General features: G+C 37.4%; 20 protein-coding genes. 2 read left to right on the top strand and 18 right to left on the bottom strand.

What is annotated here, in order from left to right:
- Positions 1-30: 30 nt before the first annotated feature.
- The 16 genes from ACP5Q2_RS00405 to ACP5Q2_RS00330 all read right to left on the bottom strand — a co-directional run bounded on the left by ACP5Q2_RS00405 (position 31) and on the right by ACP5Q2_RS00330 (position 15,405).
- On the bottom strand, positions 31-2,049 hold the full coding sequence (locus ACP5Q2_RS00405; protein WP_428096104.1) for a sodium-translocating pyrophosphatase: 2,019 nt from the start codon (positions 2,047-2,049) through the stop codon (positions 31-33).
- Positions 2,037-2,636: an aminoacyl-tRNA hydrolase gene (gene pth / locus ACP5Q2_RS00400; RefSeq protein ID WP_424604595.1), complete on the bottom strand. Its 600-nt coding sequence runs from the start codon at positions 2,634-2,636 to the stop codon at positions 2,037-2,039. Before pth ends, ACP5Q2_RS00405 begins: the two co-directional genes overlap by 13 nt.
- 1 nt (position 2,637) lies before the next feature.
- Positions 2,638-3,585 carry a ribose-phosphate pyrophosphokinase gene (locus tag ACP5Q2_RS00395; RefSeq protein WP_428096102.1) on the bottom strand — a complete coding sequence of 316 codons (948 nt, stop codon included), beginning with the start codon at positions 3,583-3,585 and terminating at the stop codon, positions 2,638-2,640.
- Positions 3,586-3,593: 8 nt separating this feature from the next.
- Positions 3,594-4,427, bottom strand: coding sequence for a 4-(cytidine 5'-diphospho)-2-C-methyl-D-erythritol kinase (gene ispE / locus ACP5Q2_RS00390; protein WP_428096100.1), 834 nt, complete (start codon positions 4,425-4,427; stop codon positions 3,594-3,596).
- Positions 4,428-4,429: 2 nt separating this feature from the next.
- A complete protein-coding gene (locus ACP5Q2_RS00385; protein ID WP_428096098.1) occupies positions 4,430-5,074 on the bottom strand; it encodes a hypothetical protein in 645 nt (214 codons plus the stop codon).
- Complete coding sequence (locus tag ACP5Q2_RS00380; RefSeq protein WP_428096096.1) at positions 5,071-6,660, bottom strand: tetratricopeptide repeat protein; 1,590 nt, start codon at positions 6,658-6,660, stop codon at positions 5,071-5,073. Before ACP5Q2_RS00380 ends, ACP5Q2_RS00385 begins: the two co-directional genes overlap by 4 nt.
- Before the next feature lie 12 nt (positions 6,661-6,672).
- Positions 6,673-8,010, bottom strand: coding sequence for an acetyl-CoA carboxylase biotin carboxylase subunit (accC, locus tag ACP5Q2_RS00375; RefSeq protein WP_424604590.1), 1,338 nt, complete (start codon positions 8,008-8,010; stop codon positions 6,673-6,675).
- A 7-nt stretch (positions 8,011-8,017) separates the two neighbouring features.
- On the bottom strand, positions 8,018-8,497 hold the full coding sequence (accB, locus tag ACP5Q2_RS00370) for an acetyl-CoA carboxylase biotin carboxyl carrier protein (protein ID WP_428096094.1): 480 nt from the start codon (positions 8,495-8,497) through the stop codon (positions 8,018-8,020).
- A 90-nt stretch (positions 8,498-8,587) separates the two neighbouring features.
- Positions 8,588-9,154: an elongation factor P gene (gene efp, locus ACP5Q2_RS00365; RefSeq protein ID WP_424604588.1), complete on the bottom strand. Its 567-nt coding sequence runs from the start codon at positions 9,152-9,154 to the stop codon at positions 8,588-8,590.
- A gap of 53 nt (positions 9,155-9,207) precedes the next feature.
- On the bottom strand, positions 9,208-10,263 hold the full coding sequence (locus ACP5Q2_RS00360; RefSeq protein ID WP_428096092.1) for a M24 family metallopeptidase: 1,056 nt from the start codon (positions 10,261-10,263) through the stop codon (positions 9,208-9,210).
- Positions 10,264-10,281: 18 nt separating this feature from the next.
- Entirely contained in the window at positions 10,282-10,716 is a 435-nt protein-coding gene (gene aroQ, locus ACP5Q2_RS00355) for a type II 3-dehydroquinate dehydratase (RefSeq protein ID WP_424604586.1), read from the bottom strand.
- A complete protein-coding gene (locus ACP5Q2_RS00350) occupies positions 10,713-11,063 on the bottom strand; it encodes a roadblock/LC7 domain-containing protein (RefSeq protein ID WP_424604585.1) in 351 nt (116 codons plus the stop codon). Before ACP5Q2_RS00350 ends, aroQ begins: the two co-directional genes overlap by 4 nt.
- The gene (locus tag ACP5Q2_RS00345) at positions 11,056-12,303 is read right to left on the bottom strand and encodes a tetratricopeptide repeat protein (RefSeq protein ID WP_428096089.1); all 1,248 of its coding nucleotides are present in this window, start codon (positions 12,301-12,303) and stop codon (positions 11,056-11,058) included. Before ACP5Q2_RS00345 ends, ACP5Q2_RS00350 begins: the two co-directional genes overlap by 8 nt.
- Positions 12,285-13,352, bottom strand: coding sequence for a 3-dehydroquinate synthase (aroB, locus tag ACP5Q2_RS00340; protein WP_428096087.1), 1,068 nt, complete (start codon positions 13,350-13,352; stop codon positions 12,285-12,287). The genes ACP5Q2_RS00345 and aroB overlap by 19 nt, the downstream gene beginning before the upstream one ends.
- Positions 13,333-13,860 carry a shikimate kinase gene (locus tag ACP5Q2_RS00335; protein WP_428096085.1) on the bottom strand — a complete coding sequence of 176 codons (528 nt, stop codon included), beginning with the start codon at positions 13,858-13,860 and terminating at the stop codon, positions 13,333-13,335. The genes aroB and ACP5Q2_RS00335 overlap by 20 nt, the downstream gene beginning before the upstream one ends.
- Positions 13,861-13,869: 9 nt before the next feature.
- Positions 13,870-15,405: a YifB family Mg chelatase-like AAA ATPase gene (locus tag ACP5Q2_RS00330; protein WP_428096083.1), complete on the bottom strand. Its 1,536-nt coding sequence runs from the start codon at positions 15,403-15,405 to the stop codon at positions 13,870-13,872.
- A 189-nt stretch (positions 15,406-15,594) separates the two neighbouring features.
- On the opposite strand from ACP5Q2_RS00330, the gene ACP5Q2_RS00325 reads away from it, so the two are divergent.
- The gene (locus ACP5Q2_RS00325; RefSeq protein WP_424604580.1) at positions 15,595-16,077 is read left to right on the top strand and encodes a BCAM0308 family protein; all 483 of its coding nucleotides are present in this window, start codon (positions 15,595-15,597) and stop codon (positions 16,075-16,077) included.
- A 146-nt stretch (positions 16,078-16,223) separates the two neighbouring features.
- The gene (locus ACP5Q2_RS00320) at positions 16,224-16,430 is read left to right on the top strand and encodes a hypothetical protein (RefSeq protein ID WP_428096081.1); all 207 of its coding nucleotides are present in this window, start codon (positions 16,224-16,226) and stop codon (positions 16,428-16,430) included.
- Positions 16,431-16,709: 279 nt separating this feature from the next.
- On the opposite strand, the gene ACP5Q2_RS00315 is transcribed toward ACP5Q2_RS00320, so the two are convergent.
- Positions 16,710-17,024 carry an MTH1187 family thiamine-binding protein gene (locus tag ACP5Q2_RS00315; protein ID WP_424604579.1) on the bottom strand — a complete coding sequence of 105 codons (315 nt, stop codon included), beginning with the start codon at positions 17,022-17,024 and terminating at the stop codon, positions 16,710-16,712.
- Between the two features lie 15 nt (positions 17,025-17,039).
- Complete coding sequence (locus ACP5Q2_RS00310) at positions 17,040-18,443, bottom strand: aspartate aminotransferase family protein (protein ID WP_424604578.1); 1,404 nt, start codon at positions 18,441-18,443, stop codon at positions 17,040-17,042.
- Positions 18,444-18,483 lie beyond the last annotated feature (40 nt).

Raw genomic sequence — 18,483 nt, 5'->3', positions numbered from 1 at the left:
TATCCCACCTGATGAATTCTAAAACAAAATTTACTTAAGAAGTGGAGCAATTATCAATGCTACTATGCTCATAAGCTTAATTAAAATATTAAGAGCCGGTCCACTTGTATCCTTGAATGGATCCCCCACTGTATCCCCTGTAACAGCCGCTTTGTGGGCATCACCACCCTTCTTTTCACCTTCCAACTCACCTTTTTCGATATATTTCTTGGCATTATCCCATGCACCACCAGCATTTGCCATCAAAAGCGCAAGCAATACACCAGATACTGTAGCACCAGCAAGGGTACCCCCCAGTGCCTCTTTTCCGAATACAAATCCAATAACTATAGGAGCAATTACCGCTAGAAGTCCTGGCAATATCATCTCCTTTAATGCTGCTGAAGTGGAAATATCCACGCAAGTTTTTGGGTCAGGCTTTACACCAGGCTTACCTTCCAGCAATCCAGGTATCTCCCTAAACTGCCTTCTAATCTCCTCCACCATCTGACCTGCAGCTTTACCAACAGAAGTCATTGTAAGAGCGGCAATTAAAAATGGCAAAAAGCCACCGATAAAAAGCCCCACCACCGTATATGGGCTCACAAGGTTTATCATTTTTAATCCTGCAGCGCTTGAGTAAGCTGCAAAAAGAGCCAGAGCAGTAAGAGCAGCAGACCCAATAGCAAAACCTTTACCCATTGCAGCGGTAGTATTACCAAGAGCATCCAGACTATCGGTAATTTTTCTTACTTCAGGTCCAAGTTCAGCCATTTCGGATATACCTCCGGCATTATCAGCTATAGGACCATATGCGTCAACAGTCATTGTTACACCCACTGTAGCAAGCATACCCACAGCCGCCAGTGCTATACCATAAAGTCCAGCATAATGATTTGCCACCAATACCGCGATTGAGATTGCAATGATTGGTAACACTGTACTTTCAAGCCCAACAGCAAAACCCTGAATTATGTTTGTGGCTGGACCGGTTTTTGAAGCAAGAGCTATTTTTCTTACAGGGGAAGCCGATGTATAGTATTCAGTAATAAGCCCTATAACTATCCCCGCAATGGTACCAAAGAATACTGCAAGAAATACTCCATTGCTTATAGCCTGGGATGAGATTGTAAAATAAGATCCTATAAGAAAGAGAATGGCACCTATAAATGTCGAATATCTTAACGCATTCTGTGGAGGAAGATTTTTAAGAACCATCATAGAGAATATCCCTATTATAGATGAAATAGCGCCTATTACCGAAAGAAGTATCGGTAAGTACATAAGTTGAAACCTGAGCTGCTCCCCACCAAGCATTGAAAGCTGATCCGTAGAAGCTGTGGCGGCAATTGCAATCGTAGCAACGATTGACCCGACATAGGATTCAAATATATCCGCCCCCATACCAGCAATATCTCCCACGTTATCACCAACATTATCTGCAATAACACCAGGGTTCCTTGGGTCATCTTCAGGTATACCTGCTTCCACTTTACCCACAAGGTCAGCCCCCACATCGGCAGCCTTTGTGTATATACCACCACCAACTCTTGCAAAAAGTGCAATAGATGAAGCACCCATAGCAAATCCATTTATATATTTTGCAGTGGAGGGATCACCAAATATAGCAAACAAAACCCCCACACCTATAAGACCAAGACTAGCCACAGAAAGTCCCATAACTGATCCCCCCATATAGGAGACAAATAGAGCCTTTGCTATACCACCACTTCTTGCAGCTTCACTGGTTCTCACATTTGCTCTCGTAGCAGCTTTCATACCGATAAAACCCGCAAGAATAGAAGCTATTGCACCAAAAACGAAAGAAATGGCAGTTTTAATACCAAGATCCGAAGAAATAGATATAAGTATAAAAACGACGATGATAAAAAATACAAGGATCTTGTACTCTCTGAAAAGAAACGCCATTGCACCTTCATGGATCATTTCAGAGATCTCTTTCATCTTTTCATTACCCGCCGGCTGGCTCTTAATATAGTTATAGAGCACAATTGCCAGCACAATTCCTGCTAAACCAACTATTGGAGCCAAATACATTAAGCTGGACATCTTTCATTAACCTCCTTAGTTATTATTTTTTTGTTGTATAAATTCATTGCATATCTTACATCTTTTTCTAAAATAGCAATTGTTGCATTACATCCAAGCTCCACAAAATCCCGTAAAACCTTCTTCTCATCTGCACTGAATTCAGAGAGAACAAACCCACTCACATCCTTCGACTTAGGCTTATCTATCCCCATCTTAACCCTTGTAAAATCTGCAAAAGAAAGGGAGGCTATTATAGAATTAATACCATTATGACCACCAGATGAACCCCCAACCTTTATTTTGATTCTACCAAAAGAAAGATCAAGATCATCATGTACCACGATAATATTTTCTTTGGGAATATCAAAATATCTCGAAATCTCAAAAATAGACTTCCCACTTAAATTCATATAAGTTTGAGGTTTTACAACATAACATCTTTTAGCAAATATGTCAGCAACAGCATAATCTGCTTCAAAACCACCTTTAAACGACAGATTAAACCTATCTGCCATCATATCCATCACCATAAATCCTATGTTATGCCTTGTAAGTCGGTATTTATCTCCAGGATTACCCAACCCTGCCACAAGCCATCTATTCATATTATATATTTACAAAAAGTGAACTGATACTCTCTTTTTTATAAATCCGGTTTATAGCTTCGGCAAAAAGGTCAGCTGTTGATAATATTTTGAGCTTTGAAATAGAAAGCTTTTCTTTGCTGGCCTCAATTGTATCTGTAATTACCACCTCTTCCAGTTCACTCTTTAATATCCTTTCTATAGCTGGCCCGCTCAAAATACCATGGGATGCACCGGCAACTACTTTCGTTGCTCCATGTTCTAAAATGGCATGGGCTGCTTCCACAAGCGTACCGGCGGTATCTATCATATCATCTATTATTATTACACCTTTACCCTTTACATCACCTATCACATTCATAGCTTTTGCCACATTGGGACCGGATCTTCTTTTATCAATAATCGCAAGGGATGTATCTAAAGCTTTTGCAAACCCCCTTGCCCTCGTAACGCCACCAGCATCCGGAGAAACCACAACATAGTCTTCACCACACATCCCTTTATCCCTGAAGTACTTAGCAATTATCGGCACTGAATAGAGGTTATCCACCGGGATATCAAAAAAACCCTGTATCTGCCCTGCATGCAAATCCATCGTAACAATCCTGTCAATCCCAGATTTTGTAAGGAGATTTGCCACAAGCTTTGCCGTGATGGGCACCCTCGGCTCCACAGTTCTATCCTGTCTGGCATAACCAAAATAAGGCATAACAGCCGTCACAGACTTGGCTGAAGCTCTTTTAAGAGCATCCACCATTATCATGAGCTCCATCAGATGAACTTCTGCAGGGTTATTAGTGGATTGCACCACAAAAACATCCCTACCTCTAACCGATTCATTTATTCTAACAAATATCTCACCATCACTGAATTTACTCACAGTGGCATCCCCAAGCCTCAACCCAAGCTTGGCAACAATCCCCTGAGCCAATGTTTTATTAGAATTACCCGAAAAAACCAAAAAATCCATAGCACCACCTATAATATCGTTGTTTTTAATGTCCAATATATATTTAATTTTCTAAAAAATCTTTCCGCTTCGTTCATCTTATTTTCATTGGAAAATACACCATACACTGTAGAACCACTGCCACTCATTAAAGCACCATCAGCACCAAACTTGATCAACATATTTTTTATCCAGCTAAGTTCTGGATATTTTTCAAATATTGTATATTCAAAATCGTTTTCCTGCATTTTTATCATATCGCCGTATCCCACGAAACTTTTTATTTTATCTTCATTGTAATTATTTGTCAATCTTAATTTTACACCTGCATATGCTTCCTTTGTTGAAACAGAAAAAGGTGGTTTTACCAGTAATATCTTAGCCTTAGGAAGTAATGGCCCTTTTGATACAATCTCACCCCGACCTTCAGCATAGGCAACACCATCTTTAACCAAAAAAAATGCCGTATCCGATCCAACAGATTTTAAAATATCCATCTTTTCCTGATAACCCATATTTAGACCAAAATAAACATCCAAAAGAGTCAAACCAGCTTCCGCATTACTGCTCCCACCACCTAAACCCGCTCCAGCTGGAATATTTTTAAATATCTTAAATCGCACCGGTGGAATATCGTAGATCTCTTTTACCTTTTGATAAACCTTATAAACGATATTATTTTCATCCGTAGGCAACCATCTAACGTTTGAATCTATTTCAAAACGATCAGACTTTTCAACAAAAACAGTATCGTATAGCCCTATCTTCGCCATTAAAGAAAAGATATCGTGATAACCATCACCTCTTTTATTTATAATATGTAGAAATATGTTAATCTTAGCATAGCTTCTAATAAAATCCATAATTAATTAAAAATGATCCTTAAATATCTATTTTTATCTTCCTGTATCAAAGTAATCTCTTTTATTTTCCCTTTTTCCACATTGTAGACCACAGTGATCCTGCCAAAAACAATCTTTTTAATATTAAAGTCTTCTGTAAATATGCTTACATTATCCTTATGAAACAATATCTTATCCCCTTCTTCCCTGAAAGCATAGGTCTCATCCGGCAAAATTCCAGGGTAGTTCAAAAGATGAATATATCGAATCATTTCTGAAACCTTATTTTGAGTTTTCTCGTTTACAATGAGTGTATCATTATCCTTAGAGATCTCAAGGACGCCATTTTTATATTTTGCATTGTATAGTACAACCCCAAATGGCCCCAGAACCACAACTTCACCATTGTTATCGCAATCTTTATTAACAAGTCCTTTCATTTTGACTTTTGTCTTTTCATCCTGATAATCGAAGATAACACTACTTTTGTAACTACAAATAATGGGATTTTTCTCCGCCAATTTTGTTATCAATTTCTTAAGATGCTCCTCATACTCTGTCTTGTTGTCCACAGGGGCAACAGGAATTGACACCTCTTTGGTTGCACACCCGTAAATCAAATAAATAGATAAACCAAAAGAAAAAAATAGTTTCAGTATAAATTTCATTTTACCTCTTTCAAAATATCCTCAATGCTTTTATTGATCCCAAGAGCATTAAGAATCTCCTTCAGATGATCAATCATCTCTTTTTCTTCCGGAGATCTTTTCAAAGCTTTCTTCTGGTATTCAAACGCCTCCTGGTACCTTTTCAATCTATAAAGCACCCACGCCATACTATCAAGATATGCGGAATTTTCTGGCTCAAGCTTCAGGGCTTTTTCTATCATATTATAAGCTTCAACAAGATTTTTATTCTGTTCAGCATAGAGATACCCAAGGTAGTTTAACGCAGACGCATTATTGGGATTTATCGATAGAAGCTTTTTCAGGTAATACTCCACCTTGTCGTACTGTTTTACCTTTTCGTAATAGTCGGCAATATCAAATAAAAGATCTTCGCTGTTTGGATTTTTGGAAAGGCCATCAATCAGTGTTGCCAGCTGATTTTGAGTATCTTTCTTTTCCGCATATATCAATGCTTTAATTCTAAAATAGTCCACATCCCTTTCATCTTTATCTATCGATTCAATAGCAGATAGTGCATTGGGATAATCTTTAATTTTCATATAAGCATAGGCAAGTCTTTTTTTCCCAAAAGTATGACGGGGATCCATAAGGGTAAGCTCTTTGTAATATTTTACAGCTTGCTGAAAATCTTTTTTTAGCTCACTTATGACCCCAAGGTAATAATACGATAATTGATCATTCTTATCAACCTCATTTAAACGGCTAAACCATACAAAAGCTGAATCGTAATCTTTTAATTCAAAATAGATACCAGCGATTTGTTTGTATACATAAAGTTTTTCCCGGTCACTAACTTTATCAGCTATCATTTCAAAATACTTCACCGATTTCTGGAAATCCCCTTTTACCCTGTAAAGCTCCGCCAGTCTATATTCAGGTATCACCAGCCCTGCCTTTTCCTTCACAGCATCTTCCAGATATTTAATAGCCAGATCCGTGTTATTATCCTGTATATATATCTCAGATATCATCAGCATAGGCATAAAATTCTTTTCCAACTTCAAAGAGGCTTCAAAATCCCTAAGGGCATTCGGCTTCAACTCGAGATTGTAGTAATAAAGACCTCTTTTATAATAATTCTCTGCAGTGGGTTCTTTTTCAATAATCTTGTTCATTGCACTTATGGCACAGGAAAAATCTTTTTTGGTCTCACAAAGTTTTGTAAGCAGAAGAAGGTTTTCCGTAGATGGATCTATCTCCACAAGCTTCTTCATCTGATTAATGGCTTCATCGGTTTTATTGAATACAGTGGCTAATGTATTAGCATAAAATCTTCGTATGGTCGAGCTTTTACTAAACACCTCTTTTTTCAGGCTTTTATCCATGAGTCTATCAAATTCATCTTTTTTACCCAATGCGATGTAAACTTCCGCCAGTTTTATGACTATCGCCTCATCATCAACATTCTTGTTGATCTTTTCAAGTATGGGTAAAGCATCCTTTATGTTCCCATCATTTATAAGCATATTAGCCTTTAAAAATTCTTTTATATAGTTAACATCCTCTTCAGCAAACCCAAAAAATGGTATAATCAGTAAACATATTCCAATTAATATCTTTCTCAACTTATACCCCTATCATTTAAAGTGCTTATCTAAAAAATCCGTGGCAATATTCCCCGCAATGAAGTGGTGATTTTCAAGGATCTTTTCATGTAAAGGGATGGTGGTCTTCACCCCTTCCACCACAAATTCTTTGAGACACCTTTTACCCCTTTCTATTGCTTCAGATCTATCTCTTCCATGAACGATAAGCTTTGCCACCATTGAATCATAAAATGGAGGAATGTAATAGTCCTGGTATGCAGCAGAGTCCACCCTTACCCCAAAACCACCGGGGATGTAGTAAGCTTTTATAAGCCCTGGTGAAGGTGTAAACTTTTCAGGATCCTCTGCATTTATTCTAAACTCAATTGCATGTCCGTTTAGCTTAATATCTTCCTGATTAAAAGGGATCTCCCCTTTTGCTGCGACTATCAATTGTAGCTTTACTAAATCGATCCCCGTTATCATCTCAGTTATAGGGTGCTCCACCTGGATTCTGGTGTTCATCTCCATAAAATAGAAATTACCATGTTTGTCCAGAAGATACTCAATAGTACCAGCATTCTTATACTTAAGCTGGGCTATTGCATTTGCGGAAACTTCCCCCATTTTTTTTCTTGTGGCATCGTCAATAGCAATACTTGGAGCCTCCTCTAATAGCTTTTGATGCCTCCTTTGAATGGAACATTCCCTTTCAAAGAAATGTAACCCTTTACCCTTCCCATCACCAAATACCTGTATCTCAATATGTCTTGGATCTTCGATCAGTTTTTCTATGTAAACCTCATCGTTGCCAAATGCATTTTTTGCTTCCATCTTGGCAGTTTCAAAGTTTTTAAGGAATGTGATGTCGTTATGAGCCATCCTCATCCCCTTACCACCACCACCAGCAGAGGCCTTTATCATCACCGGAAAACCGATCTTTTTTGCAAAGTTCAAAGCTTCTTTTGCGTCCTTAATTGGGCCATCACTACCAGGCACCACCGGAACACCAAGCTTCTTCATCGTCTCCTTTGCATTCGATTTATTCCCCATAAGATCTATATGTTCCGGAGATGGACCGATGAATGTAAACCCACACTCCTCACAAATTTTGGCAAAAGTGGCATTTTCAGCCAGGAATCCATATCCAGGATGAATAGCATCTGCATCCGATATTTCCGCAGCAGCTATAATATTTTTGATATTTAAATAGCTTTGGGTTGGTGAGGCTCCACCGATACAAACTGAAGAATCTGCAAATGCCACATGGAGGGATTCCCTGTCCGCTTCAGAATATACAGCCACCGTCTCAATCCCAAGCTCTCTACATGCCCTTATGATTCTTAAAGCTATCTCCCCTCTATTGGCTATCAATACTCTTCTAAACATAAAACACCTATACTTTTTCTACTAAGAATATCGTTTCGCCAAATTCCACAGGGACACCATTTTTCCCCACTTTTTTTACTATCTTACAATCAAACTCCGCTTCTATCTCATTCATGATCTTCATAGCTTCGATGATACAGAGGGTTTTCCCTTTTTTTACGATATCACCCTCTTTTACAAATGGGTCTGCTCCTGGAGCTGGTGCCTCATAAAAGGTTCCTACAATCGGTGATTTTATCTCCACAAGGTTTGGGTTACCCGATAATTCCTCTGACTTTTTCTCCACAACATTTTCTGTAGCATTCCCTGTTGTCACAGGTTGATTAGCAGTGGTAACCATCTGAGACTGTACCTGAGGAGCAATTATCTGTCCCACCTGCACATTCTTTGAGAGGTAAACCCTTACATTATCCGTCTCATACTCAAACTCTGTAAATCCTGACTTCTCGATAAACTTTACAAGTTCTTTTAACTCTTTGATATCCATAAACACACCCCTATATTTTTTTTACCCTTCCCCAGTTTTAATCAAAAAGTGCTATATATAATTTTTTTTAAATTCAGTTAGAAATTTGGATTATTTACTCACTCTTTCTATGTATGAACCATCCCTTGTATCGATCTTTATTATATCCCCTTCATTTACAAAAAGTGGCACTGTAACGGTACCACCAGTGGAAACTTTTGCAGGCTTAGAACCACCGCTCACAGTATCACCTTTTATGCCAGGCACGGTTTCTACAACCTCTAATTCAACAAAATTTGGAATCTCCACGCCTATCGGCTTTTTGTTGAATATCTGAACCTTAACATTGATATTCTCCGGCATAAAAAGGGCAGCTTCCCCCACCTCTTCACTGGTCATGGTAATCTGCTCGTAGGTCTCATTATCCATAAAATAGTAATTTTCGCCATCATTATAAAGATACTGCATCTGTTTCTCTTCAAAATCAGGCTGCTTAATCTTCTCATCGGAAGTAAATGTTCTTTCGATTACCCTTCCGGTTATAAGACTTTTCATCTTTGTCCTTACGTTTGCTCCACCACGACCCATTTTTATATGTAGATATTCCACCACTGTATATGGTTCACCATCTACCTCTATTTTTGTGCCTCTTCTAAATTGGTTTGGAGTAACTACCATCTTTCACCTCTTTTTTCATTTTTATCACATATTTACTTATTTTATAAGCATTATCATAGTTTAAGCAGCCTATCTTTTAGCACAGAACTAATAATTTCACAACCATTTTTCTTAACCAAAACTGTCTCCTCCATCCGGATACCATACTTACCCGGAAAATAGATCCCTGGCTCCACCGTAAATATCATCCCTTCCTTTATGATTGTATCATCATATTTACTCAGAGAAGGTTTCTCATGTACATCTATACCAATTGAATGTCCAAGACCATGATTAAAATATTCATCAAGATTATATTTCTCGAGATATCTCTTACTTTTCTGATATATTTCAGAACAGATCTCCCCTGGCATGATAAGATCTATACAATAATCAACAGTTTCAGAAATAATTTTTAAATTATCCAACACCTCGCTGTCATTACCCATGTATACCATCCTGGTAATATCACTGACGTAGTTGGCTTTTGATCCATAATCTATAATAACCGGTTCAAAGATATTGATTACCTTATCCGATGCCCTACCATGTGGCATAGCCCCCCTATATCCAGATGCCACAATCGTATCAAAACTTTCCTTATCAGCACCGGATAGCTTCATATTATATTCTAAAATTGCAGCCCATTCCCTTTCGGTCTTCCCGAATACAAAACCGGATAAACTATTCATCATTGCATCCGCAGCAATCTGATAGGCATTCTTTATCATCTGTATCTCTTCGTCATCTTTTATCATTCTCATCTGCATTATTTCAGAAAAATCGTCAACTACCAGATCAACATTTTTACTCAAATCTAAATAGAGATTCAGTGGCAATTTATCCGTCACATACAGCTTGTGAAAAAGCTCTCTTAGTTTTTCAAAATATTCTTTATAAGAGCTTACGATTTCAACCCTCCAACTACCCTTCAACTCAATTTTGCATTGCTCTTCATATCTACCATCTGTGATAAAGATATTCTCCCCTTCTGTTATTAAAATATATCCAATACTTCCGGTAAACCCACTGAGGTATAGCACATCCCCCATATCCGATATAAGATATGGGATCTTACCTGAAGATTCTATCTTCTGTCTAAATTTTTCTACTCTACGTAAATCTTTCATTATTCATTCTCTGACAGATTATTTGATATTACGGGATAAATAATCGATTGCCATAAGGTAGGAGTCTCTCCCAAAACCTGTAATCACCCCTTTTGCCACATCCGAAAGATAGGAGAACTTTCTGAAAGGCTCCCTGGCATATACATTGGACAAATGCACCTCTATAAAAGGGATCCCTACGGATAAAATAGCATCCCTTATTGCTATACTGGTATGAGTGAATGCTCCAGGATTTATTATAATATATGAATACTTTCCATAAGCTTCATGAATTCTATTTATTATCTCACCCTCCAGGTTGGATTGAAAAAAATCTAATTTCAACCCTTTATTCTCTGCGTAATCTTTTAAATATGAATTTATATCATCAAGTGTTTCTTTACCGTATATTTCAGGCTCCCTTCTACCAAGCATATTTAGATTTGCCCCATTGATCACCAAAACATTCATCACAAGAGCTCCTTTATAAGTTGTTCATTCATCAAATCGAGTACATACCTTAGCTTCCCAATGATAGCATCAACGTCCATTGAAACCACTACATAGTATTCCTCAGTGATCTTTTTAAAAAGCATCTTTCTGTTTTCCCCTTCAAAAATAAAAGAATTGATACTGTTTATATCAAGATTTGCTGAAATCTTTTTTAAATATTTTAGTAACGATGAAAACTCAGCCCCTACCTCATCTGCTATATTCTCATCCCCCACATTATACACCACAAAACCATCCCCGTCAAAGATGGCCACCATTCTTACCCCTTTTACAGCTTTTAAAATAGTTTCAAGCGTTTTATTAAACACTGCGCTCCTCTTTGATCTTTTTGATATTATTCAACCATCTTTCAAGCTCTTCCACAACCTTTGAATCAGTCCTCAATTCTTCATCCCCAGAAACCTTACCTACTTCATCAGTCTTTTTGTCTAATTCAAGATTAAAGGCACCCTCCATAATTTCAAGCTGTTTTTCATCCTCAGAAATGGAAGGTTCTGAAGTTTCAAATAAATTTTCAAGGGGGTCATCTATTCTTGATTCTACGGTGGCAGTACCACCCACATTCAAATCCAATAAATCTAAATTAATATCATTGGTTAGATTACCAGGCTCATCCAGAATTTTCGATTTATCATCTTTTTTATCTATGGATAACTCATCACCTTTCTTTTGCTCTTCAATATTAATAGGGAGAGATTCCGCCAGACTATCAAAGCTTTCAAGACCAACATGTTTTTCCACATCAAAATCGCTCTTTTCGCCACCAAAATCAAATTTTTCAATCAGATCTTCATCTATTTTGATGGGTTCATCTTTTAATTTGGATGCATCACTGACCCCTTCTATCTGTTCAAGATTGCCTAAATCGAGGGTATCAAACTGAAGTTCAACATTTTCAGAACTGGATTTTTGAGCTTCTTCCATCAATTCAGTTGCTGAAACAATGCTGTCAGGGATCTCCACCACGTTTGATCTTGATTCCTCTTCATCAGAAATCAATTGCCCCATCTTACCGATTTCAGATTTGAGCTCTGACATATCTTCATCTATAGGAGCCGTTTCAACTTTTCCTATCGTCTCATCCATCGATTTTAGCTCATCATCCCTCGGGAACGCTTTACCACCAAGAGACTCCGTCAATTCTTCAATCAACACCTTCAGTTCAAAATCCTCTGGAGCAGCCACAAGGGCATTCCTGTAGTAAACTGTGGCGCCAATTATATCACCAGATTCCCTTAATATATCCCCCAACATCTTATTTGCTCTATAGTTTTCAGGTACTTTTTCCACAACATCATAAAGAAGATGCTTTGCCTCATCAAGCATCCCTTTTTCTAAAAAAGCATTTGCCAGCACAACCTTTGCAGCATGGTAATCCGGATGATTATCCAACCCTTTGCTACATACTTCTATCACCTTATCATATTTTCCCAATCTCAAATAGGCAAAAGCAAGAGGCATAAAAACTCTTGAAGTAGGATCCTCTTCTAATTTTTTTGAAAAATACTCCACATCTTTAAGATATCTTTTTATTGAGGCCTCATCCATCTGGCACCTTCAAAAAATTTTTTTATACTATCTAAATCAATCCCACTTTTAATTATACCACTTCCCACATCAGATGTCAATGCAAGCACAATGCCACTCGACATAGCCTTTTTATCAGATCCAATAGCATTGATAAAAAGTGTAAAATCCCTTACCTGATAATTTAAATCGTAATCGTATATTTCAAAAATCTTTTCAATATCATCTAACACATTTTTACCTATCATCCCTTTTTCATAGGCAAATAAAGCCTCTAAATAGATCCCTTTTGCAACGGCAATACCATGTTTTATCTCATGATCAGAATCAACCTCTATGGCATGCCCAAACGTATGCCCAAGATTCAAAAGTTTCCTGATCCCCTGCTCCGTTTCATCCTCTTCTACGACCTTTGCTTTAAGCTCACAACAACGTTTAATAATCTTGATTATAACATCTTCCCTACGTTTGACCACATCTGTTTTATTACTTATTAAAAATTCATACAAATCTTTATCAAAGAGTAACGCATATTTGATAACTTCCGCCAGACCACTTTTAAATTCATCTTCAGGCAGTGTAGTAAGAAATAATGTATCAATCAGCACCTTTTTGGGCTGATAAAAAGATCCCACAAGATTCTTCACGTCCCCCAGATTTACTCCCGTCTTCCCACCAACACTGCTATCAACCATAGACAATAAAGTGGTGGGCACCTGAATAAAGTTTATCCCCCTCATATATATCGATGCCGCAAAACCCGCAACATCTCCAACAATACCACCCCCAACCGCAAAAAGTGTATCATTTCTGAGGGCTTTTCTATTTTTCATAAAATTGAGTATCTCATAAACTGTATTTAAATTTTTATTGTGTTCTGATGAATTTAGTATAAAAATATCGCCAACAAAAAAAGAATTGTAAAGTTCACAGACATTTTTATCAACGACTAGATGGGCCCTATTATAATTTGCAATCCCCCTAAGTTCATTATCAACAAAATTATGGTCTATTAGTATATCATAGCTAAAATATTTTGAATAATTCAGATTAACATGTACCTTTTCCATTTTTCCTCTTTTCAATCTCTTTTAAAATCTCCTCCACAATCATATCCGGCTCGTCAAATGACGTATCTATGATCATATCTCCTTTAATATAAAAAGGCGCCCTCTCATACATTAATCTTTTGATCTCTTCCAAAGGATTTGGTACCTGAAGCAGTGGTCTACTCTGATCATCTTTCAACCTTTCATATATAACATCCGGAGATGCCACAAGAGTAATAATTAAGCCACTTTCTTTCATAATTTTAACATTCTCATCAATGATAACAATACCACCACCTGTGGACACCACATACCCCCTTTCTACCGCCAAATCCGTTAGAACCTCTTTTTCAAGATTTCTGAAATATTCTTCCCCATTTTCCCTAAAGATCTCCACGATGGTCTTTTTTTCCTTTTGCTGTATCATATCGTCCAGATCCACCCATTTCATATTCAGACGTTCTGCAATAAGTCTGGAAATTGTGGTCTTACCGGTACCCATAAAACCTATAAAATATATATTATTCATCAAACACCCCTATAGTTCATTTGTCCACTGATCTGTAATTCTAAATTTTACAGCTTCCATTATATGTTTGGTCTCTATCCCATCTGCATCATCCATATCTGCAATTGTTCTTGCAACTTTAAGAATCTTTGAATAACTTCTGGCGGAGAAGTGGTATTTTTTATTAACCTTCTCAAGTAAAGATATAGAATCCTGATTGAGCTGGCAATACTTTTTTATATGTTTTTCAGACATCTGGGAATTAAAATATATCTTATCTTTTTTAAATCTCTCTCTTTGAATAAGATGAACCTTCTCCACACGTTTTCTAATTGTCTCGGAACTTTCACCGTTTGGGATGCTCGAAAGCTCATCAAAATTTAAGGATGCCACATGGACATGTATATCTATTCTATCCATCAAAGGCCCTGAAAGCCTACTTCTATATCTTTTTACCTGCATTTCAGAACAGACACATTGTTTCACAGGGTCGCCATAAAAGCCACAGGGACATGGATTACAAGCCGCCACAAGCATAAACTTAGCTGGATAAGTGACAGTTCTATTAGCCCTTGATACCGTAATGACACCATCTTCCATTGGTTGCCTTAAAACCTCAAGAACGGTTCTTTTAAATTCAAGAAATTCATCCAGAAACAGCACACCATTATGGGTAATTGAGATGGCACCAGGTCTGGCATCCCTTGTTCCACCTATCAGGGCAATGTCGCTGGTGGTGTGATGAATTGAGGAAAAATATCTTTCTCTCACCAACCTACCTTTGTTTTTAAGTATACCCGCAACAGAATGTATCTTGGTAGTCTCTATCGATTCTTCAAGGCTCATAGGAGGAAGAATTGTAGGAATCCTTTTGGCTATCATCGTTTTTCCACTACCAGGGGAACCTATCATGAGCATATTGTGCATTCCGGATGCGGCAATCTCAGCAGCTCTTCTGGCAAGAAACTGCCCCTTTACATCCATAAAATCAACATCGTAAAGCAACCTGTCATCTTCATTCTGACTCTTTTCAATCTTAAACCTCTCCCCATCAATATCTCCAACTAAAAAACCCACCACTTCAGAAATATTCTTAAAACCATAAACATTGATACCGTCAACTATTGCAGCTTCCTGCCCGTTATCGTAAGGGACAATAATATTTTTTATACCAGAATTTAAAGCGCTTAGTGTCATAGGTAATACACCGTTTACCCCTCTTAAATCCCCATCCAGCGATAACTCCCCCACAAAGACAGTATTCGAAAGATCCTTTGTAATAAAACCTGCTGCAGCAATAAGTCCAATGGCAATGGGTAAATCGAAATGTGAACCATCTTTTTTGATATCTGCTGGTGCAAGATTCAACGTAATAGGTTTTGAAAAGAAATTAAAATTAAGATTTTTAAGGGCAGATTTTACCCTTTCTTTGCTCTCCTTTACAGCCCCTTCCGCCAGTCCCACAACGGTAAACGATGGAAGCCCCATTTCACGTATATCCACTTCAACATCCACCAAAACGGCATCAATACCCACCAAGTGAAATGTCAAAACCTTAGAAAACATAGTAAATATTCCTTAATTTTTATTACATCTAAAATAGTTTATATGCCAACAAATAATTGAAATCAACAAAAATTTACAGACCTCATGACTGGTCTAATTTTAAAAAATATACTTGAATTTAGATTCTCATTACGTATAATTTATAGTAGGTAGATTTATTTACAAAATATAGATGCAAGGAGGTAGCATATGAAACTACAAAAGTTTAAGTCTCTTCCTTATATCAAGTTCTTCGACTTCCACGATGACCCATATAGATCAGAGTTCCTAAACTATTCCTACTGTACCCAGTGTAAAATTACATATGTGGACAAACATTGGAAATTAAATGCCAGACCAGAAGAGATGAAAAATCCAATCCTATGCCCCGCATGTAAGAAAATAAAAGAAGAATATTTCGAAGGCATACTTTATATAAAAGGTGAATTCGCCAAAAAACACAGAGATGAAATAATGAATCTGCTAAAGAATGAAGAGCAAAAACAACGCACTAAAACCGCCCTACCAAGAATAGGCAAAATTGAAGAAAAAGATGATATGATTATCGTTTATACCACAAACGACAAATTGGCCTACAGATTAGGCAAAACCCTTTTCCAGGCTTATAAAGGGGATCTATCAATAAAATGGTCTGATGGAAATATTTTCACAAGAGTTTACTGGGAAAGATGAATTTTATGCAGATCCAGCCTTTTTTAAAATAAAGCAGGTCGATCCAGATGGTAAAAAAAAGATAGATGAAGCTGTATAACTATTTAATATTAATTAACTACAAATAACTTCTTATAATGGTGGTAATATGTTGCTATTTACTAAAAATGGATACTACAGCATTACAGGATGGTTATTGCAATAATGACGAGGTCGTAATCAGGGCAAGGGTGGAGCTGGATTTAATTGACCTTATGAAGGAAGCAGGTATTAACTACTCAATAATAAAAACCCCAAATGCAGACTATAAGTTTAGAATTATAGTAAAAAAGGAAGAGTTAAAGAAGTTTATGACAGCTATATTGACAACTTGAAAAACTCCATTATAGACAAAAAACGATCAAAGTACTGTGCAAAAATCTGGTCAATATTATATGAAATAGGGAAGATTCGAATTGATAAACATTAAAAACTAATAGTTCGATGTTCGACGTTTCAACGTTCTACGTACGTTTGCCGGTTTCCGTGTACCGGTTCTCTTTTGCCGATTTCCTGTTTCCTTTAAATCTTATATGGTTTAGATAAAACAATTTTAAAAGATGTATATTAAAAGCAACAAAATAGTCTTTAAATCCCACATGGTTTAGATAAAACTATGATCTAATCTTTTTATTTAATTTTTCTTCCACAGATTTTATCTTCCCCTCCATCCTATTTTTGGCACCTTTTCTGATATCCATCTTTATGACGGTATATATCCTATTGCAATCTGGTTCAAGCTGTTTGTAAGCAATGTTTATAATTTCCAAAGCTTCTTCCATACTATTTGCCTCAAACACCGTACCCATTGGTGTGAGTTTGTAAGGTATTCCGAGGCCATCGATCATTTTAATTATTCTGCTTACGTAATTGCTTACACTTTCCCCTTTGTCAGTGGGGAACATTGCAAATTCCACCAAAAATGACATCTTTACCTCCTACTTTTAAAATGTAAAGCTAAAACCTCCACTTCTCATCTCATCAATCGATTCATCCACTATTTTAACGATATTTTCCACATCCTGGATGGTATGCTGGGTGGAAAGGTAGCATATCCGCCGCTCCCATACGTAGACACCTTTTAAAATCATTAACAAAAATAGTATCTCAAGCTCAATTGGATCCTTCACAAAAGGGTAAGGGTCTATCGTGATGAATCTGAAAAATGATGAAAATGAATGTACCACTATCGGGACACTTTTCTGTTTAAAAAGATTATTCAGCTTTTCCACCAGGATCGATGTAAGATTATTTGTATATTCCTGTAGGTTGTTTCCATTTTTCATTATCTCTTTTAGGGAGGCAAGCGTCGCCACTATAGAGAGTGGATGCTTGTAGTATGTCCCGGCAAAAAAGATTACGTATGGATCCGGATATGTTTCATCCCCAAAGCTGTAGTATCCGCCATCCACAATCTTCATTACATCATCCCTTCCACACACTGCAGCTATGGGCATTCCTCCCCCAAGAGCTTTTCCGTAAATGACTATATCTGCTTTGATATCAAAAAGTTTCTGTATACCACCATAATGTACCCTAAAACCGGTCACCGTTTCATCAAATATAAGTAAAAACCCCTTTTCATCGGCAAGTTTTCTGATCTCTTTTAAAAACTCCACCGGCCTCAGGGAAGGGTTTCTGGTCTGCACCGGCTCAGCCATCACAGCAGCAAGGGTGTCGGCATTTTTTCTGATGTAATCAAGAGCAGTGTCCGAACCATATTCCAATACCACCAAATCCTCCACCATCCCTTCGGTGGTGCCGGGTGATACGGGAATCGTAATCTCTTCCGTCGTTTTTCCTAACACCCCGTCAAAAGTACCATGGAATGAATTGGCAAAGATTACGATCTTTTTCCTATTTGTGAAGCCTCTTGCTATCCTGAGGGCAAACATAACAGCTTCGGATCCAGTTCCGCAGAAGGTTACTCTATCTACACCTGTCAAATGATGTATTAGGTTTGCTGCTTCTCCCGCTTCCACCGTTTGGGGGCCAAGTTCAAAGCCCCTTTCAAGCCTCTCTTTTATGGCATTATACACAAATTTTGGTTTATGACCGTGAAAACATACACCGTAACCCATTGCTATGTCGATATATCTATTTCCATCTATATCTGTAAAATATGCACCTTCAGAGGAATGGGAGATGATGGGATATAGCATCTCTTTTAAGGAAAGCTTAAATCCAAGGGAGTTTATCCAGTCGCAAAGATGGTATCGATTGCCACTTACATAATTTTTTGATTTGTTTGTTTTTTCGGCAAACCTCTTTGAAAGATCATCTATAAATATTTTTTGCTTTTCAGTTAGGCTATCATGCTGGATTCTAAATCCTCTGATGTTGGACATTTATAACCATCCTCTAATTTTTTTGTATTATTCTACCCCC

This window comes from Calditerrivibrio sp. (assembly GCF_049968475.1).
Classification (GTDB): Bacteria; Chrysiogenota; Deferribacteres; order Deferribacterales; family Calditerrivibrionaceae; genus Calditerrivibrio; species Calditerrivibrio nitroreducens_A.
This window is presented reverse-complemented; position numbering and strand designations above follow the sequence as displayed.

Coding starts and splice junctions, on each gene's coding strand:
- ACP5Q2_RS00405 (WP_428096104.1), bottom strand. CDS start 2,049: ATGTCCAGCTTAATGTATTTGGCTCCAATAGTTGGTTTAGCAGGAATT.
- pth (WP_424604595.1), bottom strand. CDS start 2,636: ATGAATAGATGGCTTGTGGCAGGGTTGGGTAATCCTGGAGATAAATAC.
- ACP5Q2_RS00395 (WP_428096102.1), bottom strand. CDS start 3,585: ATGGATTTTTTGGTTTTTTCGGGTAATTCTAATAAAACATTGGCTCAG.
- ispE (WP_428096100.1), bottom strand. CDS start 4,427: ATGGATTTTATTAGAAGCTATGCTAAGATTAACATATTTCTACATATT.
- ACP5Q2_RS00385 (WP_428096098.1), bottom strand. CDS start 5,074: ATGAAATTTATACTGAAACTATTTTTTTCTTTTGGTTTATCTATTTAT.
- accC (WP_424604590.1), bottom strand. CDS start 8,010: ATGTTTAGAAGAGTATTGATAGCCAATAGAGGGGAGATAGCTTTAAGA.
- accB (WP_428096094.1), bottom strand. CDS start 8,497: ATGGATATCAAAGAGTTAAAAGAACTTGTAAAGTTTATCGAGAAGTCA.
- efp (WP_424604588.1), bottom strand. CDS start 9,154: ATGGTAGTTACTCCAAACCAATTTAGAAGAGGCACAAAAATAGAGGTA.
- ACP5Q2_RS00360 (WP_428096092.1), bottom strand. CDS start 10,263: ATGAAAGATTTACGTAGAGTAGAAAAATTTAGACAGAAGATAGAATCT.
- ACP5Q2_RS00345 (WP_428096089.1), bottom strand. CDS start 12,303: ATGGATGAGGCCTCAATAAAAAGATATCTTAAAGATGTGGAGTATTTT.
- aroB (WP_428096087.1), bottom strand. CDS start 13,352: ATGGAAAAGGTACATGTTAATCTGAATTATTCAAAATATTTTAGCTAT.
- ACP5Q2_RS00335 (WP_428096085.1), bottom strand. CDS start 13,860: ATGAATAATATATATTTTATAGGTTTTATGGGTACCGGTAAGACCACA.
- ACP5Q2_RS00330 (WP_428096083.1), bottom strand. CDS start 15,405: ATGTTTTCTAAGGTTTTGACATTTCACTTGGTGGGTATTGATGCCGTT.
- ACP5Q2_RS00325 (WP_424604580.1), top strand. CDS start 15,595: ATGAAACTACAAAAGTTTAAGTCTCTTCCTTATATCAAGTTCTTCGAC.
- ACP5Q2_RS00320 (WP_428096081.1), top strand. CDS start 16,224: ATGGATACTACAGCATTACAGGATGGTTATTGCAATAATGACGAGGTC.
- ACP5Q2_RS00315 (WP_424604579.1), bottom strand. CDS start 17,024: ATGTCATTTTTGGTGGAATTTGCAATGTTCCCCACTGACAAAGGGGAA.
- ACP5Q2_RS00310 (WP_424604578.1), bottom strand. CDS start 18,443: ATGTCCAACATCAGAGGATTTAGAATCCAGCATGATAGCCTAACTGAA.